Source organism: Peribacillus sp. Aquil_B1, from assembly GCF_022603275.1.
GTDB lineage: Bacteria > Bacillota > Bacilli > Bacillales > DSM-1321 > Peribacillus.
The window spans coordinates 2222033-2247533 of the sequence record NZ_JAKXEE010000001.1 but is presented as its reverse complement, the minus strand read 5'-3'; the positions used below and the strand labels follow the sequence as shown (position 1 = coordinate 2247533).

Annotated in this window: 25 protein-coding genes; 23 read left to right on the top strand and 2 right to left on the bottom strand. The window is 41.1% G+C overall.

From position 1 onward, the window contains the following. Positions 1–64: 64 nt before the first annotated feature. From MPH60_RS11015 to MPH60_RS10980, 8 genes are all read left to right on the top strand, one after another. A complete protein-coding gene (locus MPH60_RS11015; protein ID WP_241588735.1) occupies positions 65–511 on the top strand; it encodes a MarR family winged helix-turn-helix transcriptional regulator in 447 nt (148 codons plus the stop codon). A 291-nt stretch (positions 512–802) separates the two neighbouring features. After that, on the top strand, positions 803–2392 hold the full coding sequence (locus tag MPH60_RS11010) for a long-chain-fatty-acid--CoA ligase (protein WP_241588734.1): 1590 nt from the start codon (positions 803–805) through the stop codon (positions 2390–2392). 471 nt (positions 2393–2863) lie between these two features. Continuing rightward, on the top strand, positions 2864–3967 hold the full coding sequence (locus MPH60_RS11005; protein ID WP_241588733.1) for an amidohydrolase/deacetylase family metallohydrolase: 1104 nt from the start codon (positions 2864–2866) through the stop codon (positions 3965–3967). Further along, complete coding sequence (locus tag MPH60_RS11000; RefSeq protein ID WP_241588732.1) at positions 3945–5054, top strand: DgaE family pyridoxal phosphate-dependent ammonia lyase; 1110 nt, start codon at positions 3945–3947, stop codon at positions 5052–5054. The genes MPH60_RS11005 and MPH60_RS11000 overlap by 23 nt, the downstream gene beginning before the upstream one ends. Beyond that, complete coding sequence (gene dagF / locus MPH60_RS10995) at positions 5051–5806, top strand: 2-dehydro-3-deoxy-phosphogluconate aldolase (protein ID WP_241588731.1); 756 nt, start codon at positions 5051–5053, stop codon at positions 5804–5806. Before MPH60_RS11000 ends, dagF begins: the two co-directional genes overlap by 4 nt. Beyond that, entirely contained in the window at positions 5799–6812 is a 1014-nt protein-coding gene (locus MPH60_RS10990; protein ID WP_241588730.1) for a sugar kinase, read from the top strand. Before dagF ends, MPH60_RS10990 begins: the two co-directional genes overlap by 8 nt. A gap of 16 nt (positions 6813–6828) precedes the next feature. After that, positions 6829–7551, top strand: coding sequence for a GntR family transcriptional regulator (locus MPH60_RS10985; RefSeq protein WP_241588729.1), 723 nt, complete (start codon positions 6829–6831; stop codon positions 7549–7551). Positions 7552–7606: 55 nt separating this feature from the next. After that, on the top strand, positions 7607–8932 hold the full coding sequence (locus MPH60_RS10980; protein ID WP_241588728.1) for a GntT/GntP/DsdX family permease: 1326 nt from the start codon (positions 7607–7609) through the stop codon (positions 8930–8932). 212 nt (positions 8933–9144) lie between these two features. On the opposite strand, the gene yppF is transcribed toward MPH60_RS10980, so the two are convergent. Beyond that, positions 9145–9327: a YppF family protein gene (gene yppF, locus MPH60_RS27895; RefSeq protein WP_214746539.1), complete on the bottom strand. Its 183-nt coding sequence runs from the start codon at positions 9325–9327 to the stop codon at positions 9145–9147. Between the two features lie 259 nt (positions 9328–9586). Then, the gene (locus MPH60_RS10970) at positions 9587–10879 is read right to left on the bottom strand and encodes an MFS transporter (protein WP_241588727.1); all 1293 of its coding nucleotides are present in this window, start codon (positions 10877–10879) and stop codon (positions 9587–9589) included. Positions 10880–11563: 684 nt separating this feature from the next. Between MPH60_RS10970 and MPH60_RS10965 the strand changes: the two genes are divergently transcribed. The 15 genes from MPH60_RS10965 (at position 11564) to MPH60_RS10895 (ending at position 25500) form a co-directional block, all read left to right on the top strand. Beyond that, a complete protein-coding gene (locus MPH60_RS10965) occupies positions 11564–11755 on the top strand; it encodes a hypothetical protein (RefSeq protein WP_241588726.1) in 192 nt (63 codons plus the stop codon). A gap of 268 nt (positions 11756–12023) precedes the next feature. Then, on the top strand, positions 12024–12839 hold the full coding sequence (locus MPH60_RS10960) for an IclR family transcriptional regulator (RefSeq protein ID WP_137020733.1): 816 nt from the start codon (positions 12024–12026) through the stop codon (positions 12837–12839). Positions 12840–13109: 270 nt separating this feature from the next. Beyond that, positions 13110–13643 carry a cupin domain-containing protein gene (locus MPH60_RS10955; RefSeq protein ID WP_241588725.1) on the top strand — a complete coding sequence of 178 codons (534 nt, stop codon included), beginning with the start codon at positions 13110–13112 and terminating at the stop codon, positions 13641–13643. 122 nt (positions 13644–13765) lie between these two features. Next, positions 13766–14704 carry a VOC family protein gene (locus tag MPH60_RS10950; protein WP_137020735.1) on the top strand — a complete coding sequence of 313 codons (939 nt, stop codon included), beginning with the start codon at positions 13766–13768 and terminating at the stop codon, positions 14702–14704. A gap of 82 nt (positions 14705–14786) precedes the next feature. Then, entirely contained in the window at positions 14787–15578 is a 792-nt protein-coding gene (locus tag MPH60_RS10945) for an SDR family oxidoreductase (protein ID WP_101221933.1), read from the top strand. A gap of 30 nt (positions 15579–15608) precedes the next feature. Continuing rightward, entirely contained in the window at positions 15609–17297 is a 1689-nt protein-coding gene (locus MPH60_RS10940) for a thiamine pyrophosphate-binding protein (RefSeq protein ID WP_241588724.1), read from the top strand. A 12-nt stretch (positions 17298–17309) separates the two neighbouring features. Beyond that, positions 17310–18755, top strand: coding sequence for an aldehyde dehydrogenase family protein (locus MPH60_RS10935; RefSeq protein ID WP_241615826.1), 1446 nt, complete (start codon positions 17310–17312; stop codon positions 18753–18755). 17 nt (positions 18756–18772) lie between these two features. After that, positions 18773–19558 carry an aspartate dehydrogenase gene (nadX, locus tag MPH60_RS10930; RefSeq protein ID WP_241588722.1) on the top strand — a complete coding sequence of 262 codons (786 nt, stop codon included), beginning with the start codon at positions 18773–18775 and terminating at the stop codon, positions 19556–19558. A 38-nt stretch (positions 19559–19596) separates the two neighbouring features. Further along, positions 19597–20898: an aromatic ring-hydroxylating oxygenase subunit alpha gene (locus MPH60_RS10925; RefSeq protein ID WP_098371931.1), complete on the top strand. Its 1302-nt coding sequence runs from the start codon at positions 19597–19599 to the stop codon at positions 20896–20898. Between the two features lie 21 nt (positions 20899–20919). After that, entirely contained in the window at positions 20920–21429 is a 510-nt protein-coding gene (locus MPH60_RS10920) for an aromatic-ring-hydroxylating dioxygenase subunit beta (RefSeq protein ID WP_241588721.1), read from the top strand. 33 nt (positions 21430–21462) lie between these two features. After that, positions 21463–22251: an SDR family NAD(P)-dependent oxidoreductase gene (locus MPH60_RS10915; RefSeq protein WP_241588720.1), complete on the top strand. Its 789-nt coding sequence runs from the start codon at positions 21463–21465 to the stop codon at positions 22249–22251. A gap of 40 nt (positions 22252–22291) precedes the next feature. Then, on the top strand, positions 22292–23251 hold the full coding sequence (locus tag MPH60_RS10910) for a VOC family protein (RefSeq protein ID WP_241588719.1): 960 nt from the start codon (positions 22292–22294) through the stop codon (positions 23249–23251). 329 nt (positions 23252–23580) lie between these two features. Next, positions 23581–24108 carry an SRPBCC family protein gene (locus tag MPH60_RS10905; protein WP_241615825.1) on the top strand — a complete coding sequence of 176 codons (528 nt, stop codon included), beginning with the start codon at positions 23581–23583 and terminating at the stop codon, positions 24106–24108. Beyond that, a complete protein-coding gene (locus MPH60_RS27890) occupies positions 24095–25024 on the top strand; it encodes an FAD binding domain-containing protein (RefSeq protein ID WP_336275362.1) in 930 nt (309 codons plus the stop codon). The genes MPH60_RS10905 and MPH60_RS27890 overlap by 14 nt, the downstream gene beginning before the upstream one ends. Beyond that, positions 25024–25500, top strand: coding sequence for a (2Fe-2S)-binding protein (locus MPH60_RS10895; protein WP_241589033.1), 477 nt, complete (start codon positions 25024–25026; stop codon positions 25498–25500). The genes MPH60_RS27890 and MPH60_RS10895 overlap by 1 nt, the downstream gene beginning before the upstream one ends. Position 25501: the final 1 nt, after the last annotated feature.

The window sequence follows — 25501 nt, the reverse complement described above, 5'->3', positions numbered from 1 at the left end:
TTTTGATACGTTAATTATGTTATAGTTTTAGATAGATAGTGTCAATAAGAAAGGATTGTCAAACATGAATTCAAGTGAATTGTATAATTTACATCTAGAGATCAGGGAACTAAGCAGCCTATCACAAGAATTGGTTGAACCGCTATTGGTTAAATATGATCTAACTTCTGTACAGTATCGCGCATTGCAATTAATAGTCTTGAATGAATCCATAGCTGTTAAAGATGTTTCGAATCATTTGAAGATTAAACCTGCAGCAGGAACTGCATTAATTGATCGGCTTGAACGGAAGAAGTTGATTGAGAGGGTACACAGTGAGGATGATCGGCGGGTAGTTTTTATCCAATCCACCGTAAGTGGAAGGAATACCTATCATTCGATCAATAAGTGTTTTACCAAAATCTTTCGTGACTTTTATAGCGTCCTGAATGAAGAGGAAACGGAACGGCTCAAACAAATCGTTGGGAAACTTACCGAACATCTGTCGTCTTGCATAGATAATAAAATATAATCTTCCTGACGTATACAGTTTCCATTATAATAGAAAGAAGGAGCACTATTCTTTATTAAAGCAGTGAATTCCACTGTTTTATGATAAGAATTATCAGAATAATTAAAAAATACTCCAAGTATAAACGTCATTCAATGATTTTTTTATGGTGTAAGGACTCCATTAAAGAAGATATGACGGCTGGAAAATGAATATGTATCAATAGGATAAGAAGTTTTTTTCTCAGGATTCATCATGACGAACGAGGCAGGGTGCTGGATGCAAAGAATTTGAAAAGAAGGAGATGGTAAAATGTTTTCCCCATTAACCCCAATGGATTGGAAGCGCAGGGCCGTAAAATATTATCCTCAAAAAGTGGCAGTCATCGATGAAGAGAAAGAGTTTACATATAAGGAATTCGGGCAGCGAACAGATCAACTTTCCAAAGCATTGCATTCTTCGGGGATTGAGAAAGGCGACCATATTGCAGTAATGTTGCCAAATACCCATTATATGTTGGAATGTTTTTATGGCATTTGTCAAATGGGAGCGGTAATGGTTCCTTTGAATTATAGGCTTGCTGCAGAGGATTTGGAATATATCATCAAGCATAGTGATTCAAAAATGTTGATAGTCGATGAAGAATTCACCGCTCCGATCGAAAAGATCATTACTAGACTATCTTTGGAAAAAATCATCATCGTGCCTGTTGAGGGACATGAAACCACTTTACCTGGGATAGATTATGAGAATTTCATTTTGCATGCAATTGATGAAGGTTTGCCAGAGGTTATAATCGATGAAAATCAACTTTTGACTATAAACTATACGAGTGGAACGACTTCAAAACCAAAAGGGGTAATGTTGACCCATCGCGGGAATTACATGAACGCCGCTAATTTCATTTATCACCTTGGCGTGAATCATGACGATGTATACTTACATACCCTGCCAATGTTTCACGCTAATGGCTGGGGAGGTGTATGGTCGGTAACGGCTACTGGCGGGACTCATGTATGTTTAAGGAAAGTGGATCCCCCTCTTATCCTCAACTTATTCGCCCAGCATAAGATTACATTATTATGTGGAGCACCTACTGTCGTAAATATGCTAGTGAATGATCCTAAAGCAAAAGAAACAAATATCAAAGTGCGTCCAAGGATGGCAACAGCAGGTGCTCCTCCAGCAGCAGCGCTTATACAAAAGGCACAAGAAATCCTTGGTTTGAATATGATTCACGTATATGGATTAACAGAAACATCCCCTTTCATCCTATATAACGAGTGGAAGGATGAGTTTGAAGCAAAATCGGCGGACGAACAAGCAATAATAAAGGCAAGACAAGGTATTGAATTGATTTTCAATGGGGAAACGATGGTAGTCAATCAATATGGGAAAGCAGTCGCTTGGGACGGAAAGGAACTGGGGGAAATTATTACTCGCGGCAACGTTGTAATGGAAGGATATTATAAGGATCCGGAAAAGACGGCCGAAGCAATTCGGGATGGCTGGTTTCATACAGGGGATCTGGCAGTGACCTATCCCGATGGATATATTGAAATACAGGACAGGGCTAAGGATTTAATCATTTCCGGCGGGGAAAATATTTCTTCTACAGAGGTGGAAGGGATATTGTATAAACATCCAGATGTTTTGGAGGCAGCGGTCATTGCCATCCCACACGATAAATGGGGAGAAACGCCTAAGGCAATCATAGTGCTGCATCCCAATGCGGAAGTGACAGAAAATGAGATTATTGCCTTTTGCCGTTCAAAAATGGCCCACTTTAAAGCACCGACAAAAGTTGAATTCGTAGAGTCTTTACCGAAAACGGCAACAGGAAAGCTACAAAAATACCGTTTGAGGGAAATCCATTGGAAAGGATCGAAAAAGGTAAATTAAAGGCTTTCCTTATAGGGACGGGTTGTCATAAAAGTTTAAAATCAAATATAGTGCTGTAAATAACAAGACCAAGAATGCATATAAATAACTATTCTTGGTTTTATAGTTATGGAAAGCACCATTTCCGGATAATTAGAGTAGGAACTTACAGCATTGGTTATTGGTAACAACTCATAAACAAAGGCGGGAGAAAAAACAAATTGTTTTTTCTCCCGCCTTTGTTATGAATAAAAAAATTTTAAAAAACATAATGAGATCATATTATATGAAGAAACTAAGAAACACAACAAACGATGAGCTATTAAAAATTCTGTAAATTTAATTCAAACATTATAACGTTATATTGATTAGTTTGAAAAAATATGATAATCTATTTTTGTAAAGAGAAATAAAATGAATTCTCATACAATTCAGTGTAACCGTATACAAAGTACTTGCAATCGATAGGAAGTATCAAAAAGGATGAGGGAAATGACAGATACGTTAGTTCTGAAGAATGTAAAGATGTTAGAGGGAAATGCAGCGGATATCATACTGGAAAATGGGATGATTAAAGAAATTGCACCTCCCGGAACTGCAACAGGGGATAAGATAATAGATTATGATCAAAAAGTTTATGTTTCTAGCGGATGGATTGATATGCATGTACATGCTTTCCCGGAATTCGATCCTTATGGTGATGAAGTTGATGAGATTGGATACAAGACTGGTGTAACAACGGTCATTGATGCGGGAAGCACGGGGGCAGATAGGATATCTGATTTGGTAAACAGCTGTAAAAATTCCAAAACCAATGTTTTCGCCTTTCTGAATATTTCTCGGATTGGATTGAAAAGGATTGATGAGTTATCTGATATTTCATGGCTGGACGAAGGGGAATTAAGAAAGGCAGTTTCCAAGTACGGGGATTTTGTCGTTGGGCTTAAAGCGAGAATAAGTAAAAGTGTGGTTGGTCCAAATGGTGTCGATCCATTAAAAATCGCTAGGAAGTTCTCGACTGAAACTGGTTTACCATTAATGGTCCATATCGGTTCAGGGCCCCCTGATATTAAAGAAGTCCTTGAATTACTAGAGGAAAAGGACATCATTACACATTTCTTAAATGGTAAAGCGAATAATTTATTTAATGAAAGAGATGAGCCGCTGCCTGAGTTCAGTAAGGCGATTGAACGTGGTATCCATTTGGATGTAGGTCATGGAACGGCAAGCTTTTCTTTTAAAACTGCAGAAATGGCGAAACAGCGGGGAATCCGCTTCAATACGATCAGTACGGATATATATCGGAAAAACAGAGAGAATGGGCCGGTTTTTAATATGGCAAATGTGCTTACAAAATTTTTGTACCTCGGTTATCCGTTAAAAGATGTAATAGATGCAGTTACGGTGAATGCAGCTGCTTGGTTGCATAAACCAGAGCTTGGCAGGATTTCATCTGGGGATATTGCGAACTTGACCTTATTCTCGATCGAGAATGAACCGATTCTTTTATTGGATTCCGAAGGTGAAAAAAGGATGGCAGAAAAAAGAGTTGTTGTAAAAGGAGTGGTGATAAATGGAGAATTCATTGAACGCTAAATACGGTTTGAAAAGAGTCATCAATGCAAGCGGAAGAATGAGCATATTGGGGGTTTCTGCCCCAACTGACACAGTGATGGGCGCGATGAAACAAGGTGGGCAAAATTATGTTGAAATTTCTGATTTAGTTGATAAGTCAGGGCAGCATATAGCGAATTTGCTTCATTCTGAAGCAGCGGTCGTCGTAAACTCAGCATCAAGTGGAATTGCGCTTTCAGTAGCGGCGATCGTGACTGAAGGAAACAGAAGGAAAAGTGAAAGGCTTCATCAAGATCTCATTCAAAAGAATGAAATCATCATGCTGAAAGGCCATAACGTTCAGTATGGTGCACCAGTTGAAACCATGATTTACCTTGGTGGCGGAAAATTGGTTGAAGTTGGGTATGCAAACGAGGGGAAGGCGGAACATATTGCGGATGCCATTAATGAAAATACTGCCGCCATTTTATATGTGAAATCACATCATGCTGTTCAGAAAAATATGATATCGGTCGAAGAAGCATGGGAAGTGGCCAAAAAGAATAGTATCCCTCTGATTGTTGATGCAGCAGCCGAGGAGGATTTGGAAAAATATGTACAATTATCCGACTTGGCGATCTATAGTGGATCAAAAGCCATTGAAGGACCCACATCAGGTATCGTTGCTGGCAGAAAAAAGTATATCGAATGGGTAAAGGTTCAACTGCACTGTATCGGAAGGAGCATGAAGGTTGGAAAGGAAACTACCTTTGGGCTGCTACAGGCATTGGATGAGTATTTTGTCAAGACAGATAATAGCGAAAAAGAAAAAGCTAGTTTACAAGTTCTCACATCACTTGACTCCATTGATGGCGTAAAAGTAACGATAGTGCAGGATGAAGCCGGCCGTGCCATATACAGAGCCCGTATTTCCATTGATCCTTTGATAACGGAAACAACGGCGAAAGAAGTGAACGAGCAGCTCAGAAATGGGGATATTGCCATTTATACACGTGATTATGGGATACGGCAAGGGTTTTTCGATATAGATCCGCGTCCATTGCAAGGTGATGATATACATGTCATTGAAGGACAATTAAGAACCATATTAGGAGGACAACAAGGATGACAAACATAAACAAACGGTTATTGAATGATCGTGTAGCCTTAAATGTACTTGCAAATAGTGTAGAAAATGCAGTGGAAGTCTTTGAAGCGGCGGAAGGCCATGTATTGGTTGGCGTACTCTCAAAAGATTATCCAACTGTGGAAGCTGGTGTTACAGCAATGAAAGAATATGGGGAAGCCATTGATGAGGCCGTTTCAATAGGATTGGGCGCGGGCGATAATAGACAGGCAGCAGTGGTCGCAGAAATCGCAAAATCCTATCCTGGCAGTCATATTAACCAGGTTTTTCCGGCTGTTGGTGCTACGAGGGCCAATTTAGGTGTGAAGGATAGCTGGATCAATTCACTTGTTTCTCCAACTGGGAAAGTCGGTTATGTGAATATCTCCACTGGTCCAGTAAGTGCAGGTGCAAGTGAAACGGCCATTGTGCCTATCAAAGCTGCCATTGCGCTTGTTCGCGATATGGGAGGAAATGCATTGAAATACTTCCCGATGAAAGGCCTGAAGCATGAAGATGAATATCGTGCTGTGGCAAAAGCTTGTGGTGAAGAGGGATTTGCTTTGGAACCAACAGGGGGAATCGATTTGAATAATTTCGAGACCATATTGGAAATTGCATTAGAAGCAAAAGTGCCTAAAGTCATTCCCCATGTATATTCTTCCATCATCGATGAAGAGACTGGTAAAACGAATGGTGAGGATGTACGGAAATTATTGGCCATAACAAAAAAATTGGTTGAAAAATATGCCTAAAAGGATTGTGGCATTCGGGGAAGTAATGATGCGTTTGCAGGTACCGGGGTATGATTTGCTATCACAGGCTAACACTTTGCAATACTCCTTTTCAGGCACGGGAGTAAACGTAGCTTCTGCGATGACAAAGCTTGGTCATGATGGATATGTTGTGACCAAGTTACCGGATAACCCCCTTGGGGATTCAGCGATTTCAGCTTTGCAGCGCTTAGGAATTGGAAGGAATTTCATCTCCAGAGGCGGCAAATACATGGGGATGTACTTTTTGGAAAATGGTTTTGGACAGCGGGCGAGCCGTGTCACCTATTCCAATCGACTCGAAAGCAGTTTTAATACAGCCACCTTATCTGATTACGATATGGATATAATTTCGGAAAGTACGGATATCATCCATTTTTGCGGAATCACGCTTGCAATGGCGGAAAATGTACGGGAAAGTATGAAGGCGCTGGCTGGAAAGGTCAAAGAAAAAGGCGGTACAGTCTGTTTCGATTGCAACTACCGTCCCACTTTATGGGAGGGAGGTTACGCTGTCGCAAGGCCTCATTATGAAGAAATGCTTTCTTTGGCTGATATCGTCATGATGAATGAGAAAGACGCCCTATATATTTTAGGTATGAAGTCAGAAGGCTCCACAAGGGAAGAGCAGCTTATTGAGTTGATCCCAGAAGTGGCCAAGAAATTCAATATTCAATCGATAGCAGGAACACATCGTTCGATCAACAGTGATAATAGCCATACATTGAGGGGGTATATATACAAGGACGAGACATTTTACTTTTCCGATATCCTATCATTTTCCGTATATGATAGAATAGGTTCAGGCGATGCTTACACAAGCGGAATCCTACATGGCGAATTGCTAGGATATTCCCCTGAAAAGACAGTTCGGTTTGCGGCTGTTTCAGGAATGCTGGCGTGTACGGTCGTTGGAGATACTCCATTGGCAACCGAAAAGGAAATACTTTCGGCAATGGAAGGTAAAATGGAAGATATTAAGAGATAAAGGCAGGAGATTAGGAATGAATGTGAACAGAAAAAATGGACCGATGTATTTACAGATAAAAGAAATATTAAAGGATCGTATTTTACATGGGGTTTATGCCATTGACACAAACATTCCCTCTGAGCCTCTTTTGGAAGAAGAATTTAACGTAAGTAAGGTCACTGTCCGTAATGCAATCAAAGAACTCGTGCAAGAGGGCTATGTTGAAAAGAAAAGCGGCAAAGGCACTAGGGTCATAGCTAATGGTGCGATTGTCAAACTTTCCAAAGGAAAGCGTTTCACAGAGCTGTTGGTGGAGGAAGGGCACTCCATTTTAAAAAAGGTGTTAAACATAAGTCATGTTGACCTTTCTTCAGACTCAAAGCTGCACTCTTTATTTGGTGATCATTGCATAAGTATCGAACGGATATATTTATTGGACAATGAACCTTATATTTACTTTACACATTATATTTCACTCGATATGAACGATGAAGAAATGAAAGAGGTCCAGATCAATTCTTTGTACCGCTTTTTGGAAGATCAAAACGTCAAACTTGAAGCATTCAGAGATGAGTTTGCCGTTGCTATCGCTCCGGATCACATTTGCGAAACACTGAAAATCGAAAACAATAGTCCTGTACTAAAAAGGATTCGGATTTCCAGTGATGGGGACGGAAATGTTATGGAATACAGTGAAGGATATTACAACACGGCTAAACAGAACTACATTGTGACATATAATGAGCCGGTACAATAATTCGATTATTGTATCGGATTGATTGTAAGCGATTTCAATAGGGTGGGGAGAACATATGGATCTATATTTATTAGGAATCACGCTGATAGCTATCGTAATTGTTATTTTGGGGGTATCATGGTGGAAATGGCATGCTTTCATTAGCTTGACTGTAGCCAGTTTATTTTTAGCGGTTTTTTCTGGATTGCCGATGGACAAGATTGTAGGAGCATATGAAACGGGTGTCGGAGCGGTCCTTGGTCACCTTATAGGAATATTGGCTTTAGGGACCATCTTAGGAAAGATGATGTCCGACTCTGGAGCCGGTATGCAGGTTGCTGACTTTTTCATTAATAAATTCGGCGTGAAAAAACTGCCATGGGCCATGCTTTTATCTGGTTTCATCATCGGCATTCCGGTATTTTTCGAGGTTGGTTTAGTAATATTGCTTCCTTTGGTCATTTCCATTCGGAAATCTACCAAAGTGAACATCTTGTTAATTGGTATTCCAGTACTTGCTGGTTTATCGATCGTACATGGGCTGGTACCTCCGCATCCGGGAGCCATGACAGCTATTGGAATCTATAATGCTAACATGGGGCAGGTACTTCTGTACTCATTGATCATCGCTTTCCCGACTGCTATAATTGCGGGACCTCTATTCTCAAAATGGATTCATAAACGGGTTATTCCTGTCGGAGAACCGGAATTGATCCGGGTGGAAACAAAATCAAGTGGATTACCAGGCACTGGAGTTTCGTTCTTCATTATCCTTTTGCCAGTTTTGTTGATGGTTTTAACTGTAGTGGCGCCTTATATGCCGATTCCGGGTTCCATTGAAAAATTCTTATTGTTTATCGGAAGTCCAGTGATCGCCCTATTAATCTCCTGTTTTGCAGCTTACTATTTCTTGGGCTACAGACAGGGAATGGACAAATCACTAATTAAACAGCTGACGGAAGAATGCTTATTGCCATTAGCTTCCATAATTCTTATTATCGGTGCTGGCGGAGGGTTCAAGCAAATTTTAATTGATAGTGGCGTAGGGACTGCAATCGCTTCCATGTCTGAGGAAATTTCTTTATCCCCGATCGTTCTTGCATTCCTTGTGGCCGGATTGATTCGGATTGCCACAGGTTCTGCAACCGTCGCTTTGACTACGGCAGCAGGGATCGTTTCCCCGGTCGTTGCCAATATGACGGGTGTTAATCTAGAATTGCTCGTTATTGCCACGGGAGCAGGGTCACTTATGTTTTCCCATGTTAATGACGCCGGTTTCTGGTTAGTAAAAGAATACATGGGACTAACCGTTAAAGAAACTTTCAAAACATGGACAGTGATGGAAACATTACTTTCCTTCGTAGCATTCGGTTTGGTTTTAATTTTCGATATATTCATTTAATTAAAGAAAATTTCTGCAATGTCTGATTAAGTAACATTTACCTCCGTGAACTGTCTTAAGTTGGCAGATCACGGAGGCTTTTATTAGTTATGAACATATTGAGGAGAGAGGAAATGACCGACTTTACATTTATGGATAGGTCGTTGCGGAAAAAACAGAAACTAAAATCATTCACAATTGGAAATAGTATGACCAGTGACAAGGGTGTAGTTTCACCCAGGAGACGTTTGCTTGGCCCCTCGAAGATATAAGTCCTGACAGAGACTTCTATATTGCAAGATTGACAGCTTCCCGTTTACATATTCATTCTGAATATAATCCAATAATTCATTGGCATGGTTAGGCTTTTGACGTTTTTCCTGAATATAATGGAGAATTAAAACTTCTATATTCACACACTCACCTTACTTGACAAGTATTTTTTTCCATTAACAATATAACATGGGTAATCAAAAAAATATCATTTTTTGAATATTTTAACTATCGACATATTTATACAAATAAAGGAGTGATTCGGAGTAAGCGTTGAAAATTTTATCGGGAAATGCAAAAAGAACGATATTGACTTGATTTTAAGGTCGGCACAAAAAAATCCCTTGATAATTCAAGGGTTTTTTTGTTGATTTAGGTGATAAAAATGACCTTTCAAGAACTTCATGCTTGTATCTTTTGTACAGGTAAAGGTGATAAGCGCAGTTCTGCTGATTCTCTCTTAATGGAGAATAAATAAGCTGCCAAACCTAGGAAGGCTGTAAAAATCAGCATCGCGATCGATGAACTGAAGTCCCCGCCAGACAAGTCACGAAGCCATCCCATGATATAGCTCGAAAAGCCGCCCATGATATTCGTGAACCCAATTAGACCAGCGGCTCGTCCTGCAGTTTCAGGTGTTGAGTATTTTACCATGAGCATATTACTTAGATGGAACACCCCGCCTTGACATCCCATTGCCAGTCCCATACATAGTCCTGCCAAAATAGGGTTGGGGATGAAGACAGCTACAGTCAAAAAGACAGCCGTCAATGAAAATAGAATCGTGGCCATCAAACTTGGACGTCTGGTTTTGTCAGCAAGAAAACCGCATGCCAAGACAAATCCTAAAGCGAATAGCCAGGAAAGTGAAGTAATGCTCGACATTCCTTCCTTTTCGAATCCTTTTGCCTCAATGAGGTAGGTAGGAAGCCAAATGCTGATTCCGAAGAATAAAAAGGAGCATACGAGCATGCCGAACCAAACAATCCAGAAACGATAATCTTGGGCGAAACTCTTCTTGTTCTCGGAGGATGTGGTTTCTTTCATTTCATCATCCGTTTGGCGAATGAAAGCCAATTCTTCCTTACTTATACGGGAGTGCTCTTCTGGCCTATTCCTCGTCATAAAGATGAACATCGGGATATTTATAAATAAGTTGAAAGCTGCGAGCATAAAGAAAGCTGCTTGCCAGTGGAGTAAAGATATCACGAGCACCAAAACAACGGCTCCCATTGCCGGTCCTAAATAGTTTCCGGTAAGCCAAGATGCCTGGGCCCTCCCCAATTCGCGTTTATTAAACCAGTTAGAAATGAGCTTTCCGGAAACCGGAATCATCATCCCTTCACCAAAACCAAGAATGATCCTGCTAATTAAAAATATTTCATATGAATTTGCCAGGCCTGACATAATCATCGTGAGTGTCCAAACGAATAAACCGGCGATGGCTGTTTTACGGGCACCTAATTTATCAATGATGAAGCCCCAAAAAAGATTTGAAACTCCATAAGCAATGGTGAATACAAATGATAGAAGACCGATCTTTGCATTTTTGTCATCACCTGTCATACCGAGTGCATGCAGGAATTCTGGATCTGTTTGAATGATGGAAATGCCAACCTTATCAATTTGCCCGAAAAACCAAAAGAAAAAAATTGGAACGGCAATATACAACCATCTTTTTTGCCCATTTAACATAATACCATCTCCTTATCGCTTTTTAACATTCCTTAAAACACTTACATGTGAGAATAAGTGTTTTACGGTTATCCCTTTAGAAAGGTACTAGTTTTGATTTTTCCCGCCTTTCTTTATAATTTTGATAGATAAAAAGGAACAGAAGTGTTTTGTAAGGAAAACAAAGTTTTACTTTCTTAACGATAAATTAAAATAATTTGATTGTCAATTTAATATTTTGACAATTTTATATTTTTGGAATAAACAATCTTATAAGCGCTTTCAGTTAAAAGTCGAACTCTGTTTCATCTTTTTTGAGTAGATGGATCTCTATCAAGCAAGGACTTATATTGGATTCTTTGTGTCAAAAAAACAAATTATTATCAAATTATTAAAAATTCTGACATGTTGATATTGAATTTAAAATCAGGAAAATCTATAATTCATTTATATTGTTTTGTATATGAAATACTTAATAATGGAAAATTTCTTGATTTGGCAAAGAATATCGGTGTATTAAAATTCTTCATTTGTTTTTACTTGTATATTTGGTTATATTTGGTTATATAACAACGAGCTTTTCTGTCGATAAGTCAATTACGCTAGGCCTTCCAAATAGTTTTATATATGTAAATATGCTTTAATTGACACATATACACTATTCTACTTAAACATGAAGGGTAAAGGATTGCGAGGTAGAAATGGTTGCCAATTTGCAGTACTGCCCGATTCGTTATCAGGAATAGGGATAAGGAATATCACTTGAAGACACCAGCTTGGTTATCGCTCTCGGCCTTTACTAGCCGTTATCCGGAAGCGGTGAAAGAGTTGATTGTATCTGATGTGACTCGCGGACCAGCTGTTGTTAGCATGAAAGAAAGTAATCGGAACGTTTGAATTGATTACAATCCATCGAAATATGATCGGATGAACTTGTTAAGCAGAGGGAAGTGCGCAGCTACTGGCGCCAAAGTTCCTGTCTAGTTAAGGAAGCAAAAGAAAACAGCCAACCATTGAAGGCTGCATCAAAAACATTCACCAAATGAACTATCAGAAAAAAATGTACATATACTGCAAGTTCTTCTTTCTAGTTATGAAGAAAGCTTTACTGAATGGTTATAGTCAGGAGAAAATGAGATTTATTCACAACGGGGGGAATACTCGAATGGCAAGCGAAGAAAAAGAGAAAGAGAAATATAGTGCTAATTCATTGGTTAGAGGTTTGGAAATCATTAAGCTCTTTAATGAAGTACAGCCGAGCTTGTCTCTTTCAGAAATAGCAAAACAACTGGGAGTAAGCAGAACAGTACCATATCGTTTATTATTCACATTACAAAATATTGGTTACTTGTCTCAGGACGAACATACCAAACGTTATAGTTTAACGCCAAAGGTCCTTGAATTGGGATTCAGCTATTTGAATAGCTTGAAATTCCAGGAAATAGTCCAACCTTATATGGAGACCTTGCGTGATGAAATCGGAGCCTCCTGCCATCTTTCCATTTTGGATGGACAGGAAGTTGTTTATGTTGGAAGTGCCCCGATCAGAGGTGTATCCGCTGTCAATGTAAACATAGGTTTGCGGCTGCCGGCACATGCTTTGGCCAATGGAAAATTACTTTTGGCATATCAACCGAAAGAAATGCTAATGCAAATGTTCAAAATCTCAAACCTAACTCCTTATACAGACAAAACACTCACTGCGCCTGGTGAATTTCAAAAACAGCTGGAATCGATTCGGCAAAATGGTTATTCGATGACAAGCGGTGAATTCCACCCTGGCATCCGGTCGGTTGCCGCCCCGATTTTTGACAGGACAGGGAAAGTATTGGCTGCCTTGAATGTCGTGGCAACAGAGTCTGCTTACCAGGAGGATTTCATCGATAAAATTGCCTTGCCGAAACTGTTGGAAGTTTCTCGACAGTTATCCGTTTATATGGGATATAGCGGGGTTAAGCCTTATCAACATGAAGATGTCTGAACGATTTAAAATCTATTAATAAATGAATAACCGCTTTCGAAAGTGTGGATCCCCAATAGGGAATCCACACTTTTTGTGTTAATAAAAGCAAAGCATTACAAGTTTATCCTGTATTGGTGAGCATTCGGATTATAAAAATAGTTTTAAATATTCTAAAAACTATTTGACAATGAAGCGGTTTCATTTTAGACTTAATTCATAGACAAAACAGTGTTTTGCTTATGAAACATAATGCGGTTTGGAAACAACAAATAAGGGAGGAATTTTAAAATGACTAAAGAAGCTTTTTCAGTGAAGGATTTTGAAAAAAAATATGTTGCCCGATTGCAAGACCGTTCGCTTGATTGGGATGTCTTGAAGTTCCAAGAAGAAATTGATCCCGCTTATAAACGCGCACAGATGAGATATATCGGACGTGGTGCGACTGCTAATAATGATACGAATGTAATTGCAGGTGTACATTTCACTTTAAGTACAATGGTGCTTCCTCCGGGATGTATCGGTCCTTTGCACCTGCACGACGATGTTGAAGAAGTGTTTTTCATTCTTGAAGGTGAAGTCACCGCATTAATTCAAGAGGACAGCTACAGTGAAGTGCATGAAATTAAATTAAGTGCGAGAGACTGCATCAGCAGCCCACCAGGGGTTTATCGGGGAATCAGGAATGACGGGGATGTAGAGGCGCGCATGCTCGTGATGCTAGGGGCAGTGAAACCTAACTTGCCGACTTATCCTGAAGGCAGTGACCTCGAAGAACTGCGTAAACAACGCGCTAAAGAAAGAGAAGCCATCATTAAAGAGTGATCATTTAGCTGAGAAGGGCACCTGCATTATGAAAATTAATGAGGCGCCCTTTTCGATTAGATTGTTAAATATGGCCAATGCAATTTATCTAAAGTCCAATTAAATTATGGGAGGTATAAAAAATGCTTGGGATTACTCATTTACGGCATATAAGCATGATAACTCCGAATTTCGACGATCAAGCAGAGTTTTATGAAAAGGTTTGGGGACTGGATAGAGTGGATGTTCCGGAAGAGGAGAATACGGTTTATTTCCGCGGGGCTGGACCGGAACATCATATTTTGAGCCTTCACAAGGGAGAAAAACGTGGTTTGCATCATATAGCTTTTGGCATGGTCGATAAAAATGCGGTGGATCGTGCAGCAGGGATATTACAATCGAAGGGCGTTCGAATTATTGAACCACCTGGATATTTGGATGAAGCAGGGGCCGGTTATGGCCTGCGGTTTATTGATCCGGAAAACCGCGTGATTGAGCTTTCGGCTTGGGTTGAAGTGCAAACGTCTATTTGGAGCAAGAAAAATGTTGACCCAGTGAAATTGAACCATGTTGTGATGAACACGAAGAACTTAGATATGATCGTTGAGTTTTATACGGATGTACTTGGTTTTAAAGTTACTGATTGGAGTGAGCACCAAATGTCATTCCTCCGGTGCAACAGAAAGCATCACTCCATTGCCTTCAATCAAGATGAGCATGCGTCAGTCAATCATATTGCATACGAGGTCGATTCCGTGGATGAATTGATGCGAGGAATAAGCAATGTGCGAAAAGCGGGCTTGTCAGAACTTTGGGGACCTGGACGTCATGGGCCGGGAGACAATATCTTCTGTTATTTTCAAGACCCAGGCGGTTTTGTTATGGAGTATACATGCTATCTGGAAACGATCGAAGATGAATCTGAGTGGAGAGCACGTGTATGGAAACGGGTTCCGCATTTAATGGATCAGTGGGGGATTGCAGGGCCGCCGAAACCTGAAGCCCGCAAAGCAATGGGAGGAGATCCCGATCCAGGCTGGGTTGATTCTCATATAGATGGTTCTGTCATGGCGGAAAAATGAGGAGGATTTTTGATTTCCTCCCATGATTCTTGCACGTAGTTACAGCGTTTGAGGAAAATGGCTTTGAAAAGGAGTGAAGAGAGTGGATTTAGGATTGCAAGGAAAAGTGGCTGTCATTATGGGCGGCACGTCGGGAGTGGGATTAAAAACAGCAGAAATGTTTTTAGCAGAAGGAGCGAAAGTGGCTATTTGCGGCAGAAGCGCTGAGCGTATGGAAAGTGCACAAAGTCAATTGCTCTCATTTGGTGAAAAGGCAGATATTTTTGCATCAACATGTGATGTCACCTCGAAATCGGATGTGGATTCTTTCATTAATGGTACCGCTGAGAGGTTTGGCGGAATCGATATATTGGTGAATGCAGCCGGTCAAAGCGTGATGGGTCACTTTTTTGACATAACGGATGAGCAGTGGGAAGAACAGATTCAGTTAAAGTTCTTTGCCATCATATATGCCGTTCGTGCTTCGCATCCTCATTTAGTGAAAAGGGGAGGAGGGCGGATCATTAATATTAATGCAACGCTTGCTAAAGAACCTGAACGTCATATGGTAGCGACTGCAGCAGCAAGGGCTGGTCTCCTTAATTTAAGCAAAACCTTGTCCCAGGAATTGGCTTTTGACAATATATTGGTTAATTCAGTGAGTCTTGGATTGATCCGGACCGATCAATGGGAGCGAAGAAGATTGAAAAATGCACCTGATATGGACCCTGAAGAGTATTACGGAGACCTTGCGAAGAAACGTAATATCCCTCTTGGACGTGTAGGTGAAGCGGAAGAAGTGGCCAGTGTCATCGTTTTTCTTGCTTCAGACAAAGCAAGTTATGTAGCGGGTTCGACGATTGAGACGGCAGGAGCGATCGGAAAGGCACTTTAAATATATTACTAAAAAAGGTAGGATAACGCGATGAAAATACAAGAAGAAATAGAGTTTACGACCGCCGATTCCATCGTAAAGGAGCTTGTACAAGCAGGAGTGGAAGCTGCTTTCGGGATTGTCAGTATTCACAATATGCCAATCTATGATGCAATTCTTAGAGAAGGGAGCATCAAACTCATTTGTTCACGCGGTGAGAGCGGTGCCGTGAATATGGCTGATGGATATGCCCGCGCCACTGGGAAACTGGGTGTAGTGATTACAAGTACCGGAACAGGGGCAGGAAATGCTGCTGGTTCTCTGGTGGAAGCATGGGCAGCTGGTGTCCCCCTTCTTCATCTTACCGGTGAGGTGGCTTCTTCTTATCTTGGTACAGGTAAAGGATACATACATGAGTGTAAAGACCAGCTATCAATGATGAGCGGAGCTTGTAAAAATGCGGTGAGGCTTAGAAACCCTGACCAATCAGCAGCAGTGGTAAGGAAGGCGATCCAAGAAGCATTAACTGCACCAACCGGTCCGGTTACATTGGAAATCCCGATTGACTTTCAATCGGCGATCATAGAAGATCTTTCACTCGAAGGGTTGCGGTCTTCAACATCTGAAACAAATTCATTGCCATTCATTCCTGAACAAGCCGTGCAAAAAATGGTAGGCGCACGCCGTCCTGTAATATGGGCTGGTGGTGGAGTCATCAGTGCCAATGCTTCGCAAGAGCTGCAAAAATTAGCGGAACTCCTTGGTGCTGCGGTTATAACAAGTCAGTCAGGAAAAGGGGCTATTCCAGAAAACCATGAACAATGCATCGGACATTTTGCAGCATATGAAACAACAAAAGAGTTTTTAAGAAATGCAGATTTATTGATTAGCGTAGGTGTAAGGTTTAGGGGGAATGAAACATCCAACTGGAAAGTGCCGGTGCCACAAGAACATATAGCGATCGATGCGGATTGGCAAGCCATTAACCGGAACTATAAAGCTTCGTTAGGCTTGGTTGGCGATGCGAAAGATATGCTGGCTGCCATCATTCAAAAGCTCGAAGACCATTCAGTTCATGCGGAACCTTCTTATTTAGAAGATGTTCTTTCACTTAGAAATGAAGTGCGCACCCAACTCAGGGAAACGCTTGGACCTTACGAGCAATTTGTGGATGGCATGAGGGAGATATTACCAGACGATACCATTCTGGTTCGTGATGTAACCGTACAGGCAAACGTTTGGGGCAGCCGTTTATTTGAAATCTATGAACCGAGAACATCCATTCATGCATCAGGCGGCGGAATTGGTCAAGGTCTTCCAACAGCAATCGGTGCCCAAATGGGTTGTCCAGATAAGACCGTCGTTTTAATGGCTGGGGACGGTGGGTTTATGGTGAATGTCGGGGAAATGGTCACGGCAGCCGAAGAAAACTTACCAATTATCATCGTATTGTTCGATGACTCAGGCTATGGGGTTCTTCGAAACATTCAAACAGCCGCATACGGTCGGCAGGTAGCCGTGGATTTATTGAGTCCTGATTTTGTGAAATTGGCTGAGTCCATGCATTTTGATGCTGTCCGTATTGGTTCTGGAGATGAATTCATATCCGAACTGAAAAAGGCAAAGGAAAGACGTAAACCTTCAATGATCGTTGTTGATATGGAAGCTGTAGGGCCAATGGCCAAGCCATTTGGCGGACCGCCCGGAGCTGCGGAAGCATTCAAGCCCAAAAAACTATAAGGAGGATTGAGAATGATTTCGACATACCCATTTGTTTCAGGGAAATATCTAGTTAATGGAGAATGGTTAGAAATATCGGAAAAAGTCGATGTAGTAAATCCGGCAAATACATCAGAAGTAGTTGGCCAGGTGGCAAAATGCTCTGAAGAAAACGTGAATGACGTGATTGAAGCGGCAGAAAATGCTTTTGAAACATGGTCCCGCTCTGATATCGGGGAACGGGCTAAGCGGATGAATACTGCTGCAGATGAACTTTCAAAAGTAATCGAGGAAAATGTTACAGTGTTTGTACGTGAAAATGGGAAAACACTTGTAGAAGCTAAAAAGGATTTACTGCGCTTTGTTGAAGTCATGAAGGGCTGTGCAGCAGAGTTACTCCATTGGTGGAAGCCTGAAGTGCTCCCTGGAAATCAAAAAGTCCAGATCCGAAGAAGGGCAAGAGGTGTCACGGCCATTATCACACCGTGGAATTCTCCGATGATATTAACATTTAAACGGGTTATACCTGCTGTTCTGGCAGGCAATGCCGTTGTCGTAAAACCTGCAACGAATTGTCCTTTAACGATAATGACCTGTTTAAAAGTTGTTGCTGAACATTTTCCTCCAGGAGTCATCAATATAGTCTCAGGATCAGGAAAAGCAATTGGCGACAAACTATGTTCCGATTCACGCGTACGGACATTGGCGTTTGTCGGAAGTACGGAAACCGGAAAAGATATCATGCAAAAATCAGCTGGAAATCTGCAAAAAGTATATATGGAACTTGGCGGTAATGATCCTGCCATCATTTTGGAAGATGCCATTATGGATGAAGCCGCTATCAAGCGTTTGAGGATGGGGATTTTACGAGCAGCGGGTCAGGTCTGTTCTGCAGTAAAAAGAGTGTACGTCCATAAATCACGTTATGAAGAGGTTGTGGAAAAGCTGACCAAGGAGTTTAGCCGGATGGTAATTGGTGATGGCATTCAGCCTGACGTGACTATGGGCCCATTGAATAATAAAGCACAATATGACTTTGTGAAGGGCTTGATCGAACGTACCGCTAAATCAGGAGGAAATATAATCACGACTGGCATTCAGTTGAATCCTGAGACTTGGGATAAAGGTTTTTATATGCTTCCTTCCATTATTACTGGTGTCGATCAGCAAAGCGAATTGGTACGGGTAGAACAATTTGGACCCCTCATTCCAATTTTACCTTTCAATGATATTGATGAAGCTGTAAAATTAGCGAATGATAGTGAGTTTGCACTGCGTGCATCTGTTTGGACCGAGAATGAAGATATCGCTGTCGAAATGGCAGATCGCCTTGAAGCTGGTGCGGTTTTCCATAATAATCATACCGTTTTCAGCGACTTGGCTCTGGATTTCCCTGGCTTAAAAGAAAGTGGTGTTTCTCGGGAAACAAGACATTGCGGGTTGGAATTCTTTGCGGACTCATACGGGTTTGCTGATTGAGGAAGGATGAAACTAACATGAAATTAGGTTTAATCGGGTGTGGTAATATCGGAAAATTTCTGCTTCAGGCCATTAATACCGACGGGCTTCTTCCGGGTGGGAAAATCGTTGCGATTTATGCCCGCCGTGAAGAAATCGCGGCACAGCTAGCAGAAGAATTCAGGACACAGTCATTTAGTGATGTCGATGAACTCCTTAAATCCGATGTGGATTTAGTCATAGAGGCTGCTACGATTGAAGCAGCTGAAGAGTATGCATTGAAAGTGCTTAAAAGCGGGAAGGATCTCTTGCTAAGCAGCATTGGCGTGATGGCGAATCCTGCATTTGAAGAACAATCAAATCAGATTTGCAAAATGAATAATGTGAATATTCTCCTTCCGTCTGGTGCGATTGGAGGTCTCGATGTACTTAAGTCGGCAAAAGCGGTGAATGGCCTTGAATCTGTTTGCATCACCACAAGAAAACCGCCAAACGCATTGCCTGCAGGTTCTACAGTGACAGAAGAAACGGTATTATTTGAAGGAACTGCTGCAGAAGCGATTAAACAGTTTCCGAGAAACATTAATGTTGCGATTGTGCTGTCCTTGGCTGGCCTTGGAACTGAAAAGACGAAAGTGAAAATCATTGCCGATCCAAATGTGTTAAAAAACAATCACCTCATAGAAGCGTCAGGTTCATTCGGGAAACTGAAACTGGAAGTCGAAAATGATCCGATGCCAAATAATCCGAAAACGAGTTATCTAGCGGCATTAAGTGTTTTGGCTACTCTGCAAAATAAGGAAAAGAGCGTTCAAATCGGTTAAAGACTTATGATTTAAAGCTTGGAAGGGAGAGAAAAAGTATGCTTAAAACTGATAAATCCTTAGAAGAAATGTCGAAACAGCAAGTTATTAACTATCTGAACGAAACGGTTAAACCAGAGGAAGGCGCTATACCTGCATACCTCCTTGGTGACCCAAAGGTTTATGATATAGAACATGAAAAAGTGTTTTTGAAAACATGGGTTTTTATCGGTCATGATTCTGAAGTACCCAACAAAGGAGACTTCATGACCCGTGAACTGGCTGGCTACTCACTCATCATCACTCGTGATGCTGAAGGGGAAATCAGGGCGTTTTATAATATGTGCACACATCGCGGAATGAAACTATGCCGTGCAGATAAAGGGAACAAGTCACTATTTACGTGTCCTTACCATGGGTTTAATTTCAAAAACACTGGTGAGCTCGTAGGGGTGCCATTACAAAAGGACATATATGGGGGCAACCTTGACCGGGCGGAAATGGGCCTTCACAAAGTGAAGCTTGAATCCTATAAAGGTCTTTTATTTGGAACTTGGAATGAAGATGCAGAGCCGCTTGAAGAGTTTCTTGGAGACATTAAATGGTATTTGGATATACTCGTAGGTCGTGCAGAAATGGAAGTAATCGGGGTTCCGCAAAGATTCGTTGTCAATTCCAACTGGAAAGTTGGTTCCGATAACTTTGTTGGTGATTCCTATCATACGATGGTCACACACGGATCGATTGCCAAACTGGGCATGGTGCCCAATGCTACCTATTCAAAGCGTGGTTTTCAAATCCATACGGAAAACGGGCATGGACTAAACTTAGGGACACCTAACCCTGAATTCGCTTTCCCGGAAGAATTGAAGGATGAATTTAAAACTAATTTGTCTGAAGAACAATATGGAGTGTTATCAAACTTAAAGAATATGATTGGGAACGTTTTCCCTAACTTATCATTTTTAATATCCCATACAAAAATCAAAGACCAATTTATCTCCAACACTTCAATTAGAATGTGGCGGCCAATCGGTCACAATAAAATGGAAGTGATCGCTTGGATGCTCGTGGAAAAGAACGCCTCCCAAGATTGGAAAGATAGATCAAGAGATTCATTTATATTGACCTTTAGCCCATCCGGTATTTTCGAACAGGATGATACGGAAGTGTTTACGGATATTACTGAAGCAGCCCAAGGCCCAATGCCTTTCCTAAAGAATTTAACCTACAATTATACAATGGGGCTTCACCGTGAACCTGTTGATTTTATAGGACCGGGTGTTGCTTACGATGATAAATTCACTGAAGCGAGCCAAAGGAATTTTTACAAGTATTGGCTTGAATTAATGACGAAATGATAAGCGGGAGGGGGAACGGAAATGAATGTGGAGAAAATGTTGCTCAAATGTGAATTTGAACAGTGGCTGTATGATGAAGCTCAATTACTGGATGATATTGAATTTGATGATTGGTTCGATTTAATGCACTCGAGCTTACGTTATCAAATGCCTGTACGTGTTAATAAAGAAGGGGTGGAACGCCCGGATTATTCAACGGAAATGTTTACATTTAATGATGATATTGAGCTGCTGAAACTGCGCGTGGATCGTTTGAAAACGGATTATGCTTGGGCGGAAATACCTCCATCAAGAACACGGCGTTTTGTCTCTAATGTACGCGTTAAGGACTATGTTGAAGGCGAAAAGGCAGTCGTAAAGAGCTACCTGCTCATCTATCGAAACCGCAGCACGGATATTCAACATGATTTGATTTCGGGGGAACGAAATGATGAATTCATTTTCGAAGAAGGTAAATGGAAGCTATCCAAACGGATTTTCATTGTTGATCAATCAACGATAAATACTAGAAATCTTGCTATCTTCATATAATATTGACTCGGAAAAAAGAGGAGGCTGGTTACGATGGCAATGGCATTAAAGGATAAAGTAGTGTTGATTACCGGGGGCAATTCAGGTATTGGAGAGGCTGTCACTAGACGTTTTATACAAGAAGGGGCAAAAGTCAGCATCATCGGCCGCTCGATAGAAACGCTAAAGAAAATGAAGGAGGAATTTGGTGAAGAGATTCTCATTAACCAAGGCGATGTAAGCAAATATGAAGACAATGAGAGGGCTGTACAGGCCACAGTCGAGCAATTTGGAAAGCTGGACGTTTTCGTTGCTAATGCAGGTGTCTTTGATGGATTTGCTAAATTTGCCGACGTAACTCCCGATGCACTTTCCGAAGCATATGATTTTCTGATCGATATTAATGTTAAAGGATCTTTCTTCGGTGCTAAGGCCGCTCTTGAAGAATTGCAAAAATCGAATGGCAATATTATTTTCACCGTATCCGGTGCCAGTTTTTATCCAGATGGCGGCGGGGTGTGGTACACAGCGAGCAAGCATGCCCAAATAGGGTTGATGCGCCAACTTGCCTTTGAACTTGCTCCTAACATTAGGGTGAATGCTGTTGCGCCTGGTGGCACTCTGACAGCATTATCGGTGATTCCTCCCCTACGTCCATTCGTTAAAATCGTGGATAATGAAACGAAGGCCAATAGTATTAAAAAAAGAAACCCTCTTCAGCTTGCACAGATGCCAGAAGATCATGTAGCAGCTTATGTCCTGTTAGCGTCGGACGCAGCGCGTGCAATTACCGGCGAAGTCATCTCCAGTGATGGAGGATTGTCAGTTCGCGGATTGGGTTGAGTTCATTACAAAATAAACTATGGGAAGAAGGTTTATAAGTATGGCTGAATCACTATTGGGCAATAGGAATATTAATCAACTTGCATTTGTTGTAAAAGATATTGAAGCTGCTAATATAGCTTTCACAAAACTGCTGGGCATTAAGAAGTCAGAACCATTTCTAACTGGTGACAGTGCTGTTTCGAAAGTCACTTTTAGAGGTGTGCCAACGAAATCACAATCCAAACTGGCTTTTCTGAATACACCAACCATCCAATTTGAACTAATAGAACCCGATAAAAATCCAGGAACGATGCGTGAGTTCCTGGATGAAGTAGGTGAAGGGATTCACCATATTGCTTTTGATGTAGACTCTATCCAAAAAAGGCTGCCAATCATGGAGAAAAGTGGATACCCAGCTTTGCAAACGGGAGAATTCACTTCAAGTGACGGCCGATATGTATATGTGGATACACTGGATGATCACAAAACGTTAATTGAGATGCTTGAAAGTGCAGAGCCGAGAGAAACGGCATGGGAAAGACCAGAAGATGATAGCGTTCAGCCGTTATTAGGGACTAACAAAGTGGAACAGATAGCGTTAGTTGTAAAAGACCTCGATGCGGCTGCAGAAGCATATTGTAAGTTGTTGGGGATTGAAAAACCTCCCATCATCCATTCTGGTTCAACCGATATTACAAACGTGATTTACAAAGGCAAGCCCACTGAAGGAAAGTCAAAATATATGTTCATCAATACGCCGTTAATTCAAATTGAATTGATTGAGCCGGGTGAATCACCCAGTACGTGGAAAGATCATCTTGAAACAAATGGTGAGGGTGTTCACCATATCTCTTTTGTCGTTAAAGACATGGAGGCTAAAATGAAGATGTTAGAAGAAATGGGCTATCCGGTCATACAGACAGGTAACTTTTTTAACGGAAAAGGCCGATATGCCTATATGGATACAACATCGACTTATAAAGTTATTATTGAATTGCTAGAACGTTTTGATGAGTAAAAATGTATCAATTGATCATCAAAAAGTGTTCTGGATGCAATTGTCTGAGCACTTGGGCTTACATAATTTGTAATAATGAACCCCGGCGGCCATTAAATCAAAACGTGGCTATTTTTCCACCTAATCCGCTGATTAACTAACTAGAAGTGAAACCGTAAAAAGCATACAAGGCAATGGGGAGGAAGGGGACTTCAACCATGGCCTTGTACGGTAGAAATAAAAGTGAAAAAATTAACAACAAACAGAAAAAAATATTGACAGATAATTCGTAATATTAATATTATTAAAAGTAATCATTTGTTTGGTTTTTTTTAAACTAAGGTGTATACATGTATGCAGGTGAAGGTGTTCTTTTATCAAAGGAGCAAAAGGTTATAAAAAATTTGTACGATCGGGGGCGAAGAGAATTGGAGATATCCGGGAAAATAAACTTTGATTATAGTGCAGAAGTGATTTGGGAAGCCATGCATAATCCGGAATTACTTAAGAATGCCATTCCAGGCTGTCAAGACCTTTCATTAGTTGCAGATGGTGAGTATGATGTTGAACTTAAGCTTGGTGTTGCAGCTGTAAAAGGTGACTACAAGGGGAAGGTGAAATTGAAGGATTTGGAAGTGCCCCATCAGTATATTTTAAATGCTGATGGCAGCGGGAAGCCAGGTTTTGTTTCTGCTGAAATGGACTGTAAAATCATTCCTGATGGTGATGGTTGTCAATTAATTTGGGAATGTAAGGCAGATATAGGTGGAATGATCGCTGGTGTGGGAAGCAGGGTAATTGGTGGTATTGCAAAATTCATGGCAGGTAAATTTTTTAAAGATATGGAGAAACAGTTAAAAACGCATCAAAGAATTTGATGCATGTCATTCAATTACGAATGGAGGGGTTCCTATCAAACCAGCTAAGTTTAATTACCTTCGGCCTTCGAGCTTGGAAGAAGCGGTCCACTATTTATCAGAATACGGCGAAGATGCTAAAGTTTTATCCGGAGGACAAAGTTTGATTCCATTATTGAATATGAGACTTTCAACGCCAAAATACCTGATTGATATAGGCAGAACTGAAGGGTTGAGTTATATACAAGAAGATGGTGATTCATTGGTCATCGGGGCATTGACGAAACACAGGGAAATAGAAAAATCCAAGTTGGTTAAGGAAAAGTGTCCATTGCTATCGGAAGCGATCCGGTGGGTAGGCCATGAACAAATACGCAATCGGGGAACTGTTGGCGGCAGCATCGCCCATGGTGATCCATCTGCGGAACTACCATGCGTTTTAACCGCTTTAAAAGGAGAAATAGTCCTTGCCGATGTAAACGGCGAAGAAATAGTAAGCCCTGAAGAGTTCTTCCTTACCTATATGCTTACATCCTTACAGCCGGATCAATTGGTTAAAGAAATTCGGTTCCCGATAATAAGGCCGACTAGTGGATCGGCATTTGTTGAAGTGGCTAGAAGGCATGGGGATTTTGGTCTGGTAGAGGTGGCTGCAGTAGTGGATTTAAGTGAAAATGGAAGTTATTCTGAGATTAAATTAGCCATTGGTGGCGTGAATTCCATTCCTACAGCCTTAGAGGATGTGGAGAGGCTTTTGGTTGGAAAGGAACCGACTGAAGAACTTTATAAGGAGGCTAGCGATTTAACAATGGAGCTGGTAGAACCTGAATCAGATCTCCATGGTACTGCTGAATATAGAAGGGAACTATCCGGTACGATGGTCACCCGGGCCTTAAAGCAAGCGACTGTTCGTGCACAAGGGGGCAGGGTGATGTGATGGATGAAGTTAAGATAAAACTAAAAGTAAACGGACAAGATATATCGAGGGTAGTAGACACTAGATTGCTATTATCGGATTTTATCAGGGAGAACCTTTTGCTTACTGGAACACATATTGGCTGTGAACATGGAGTTTGCGGAGCTTGTACAATCCATGTTAACGGTGACCCAGTCCGCTCATGCTTAATGCTTGCAGTCCAAGCGGATGGATGTGAAGTCAAGACTGTGGAGTCACTCATCAAGGAGAATGGGAAACTTAATCACCTACAGCAAGCATTTTCGGATAATCATGCCCTCCAATGCGGATTTTGCACACCAGGGTTTTTGATGACGGTTTCAAGTTTCCTGGAAGAAAATTCAAATCCAGGTGAAGAAGAAATAAGAAAATGCATTTCAGGAAATTTATGTCGATGCACCGGTTACTCCAATATTATTAAAGCTGTGAAGCAGGCAGCCCAAACTGTGTCCAATTAAG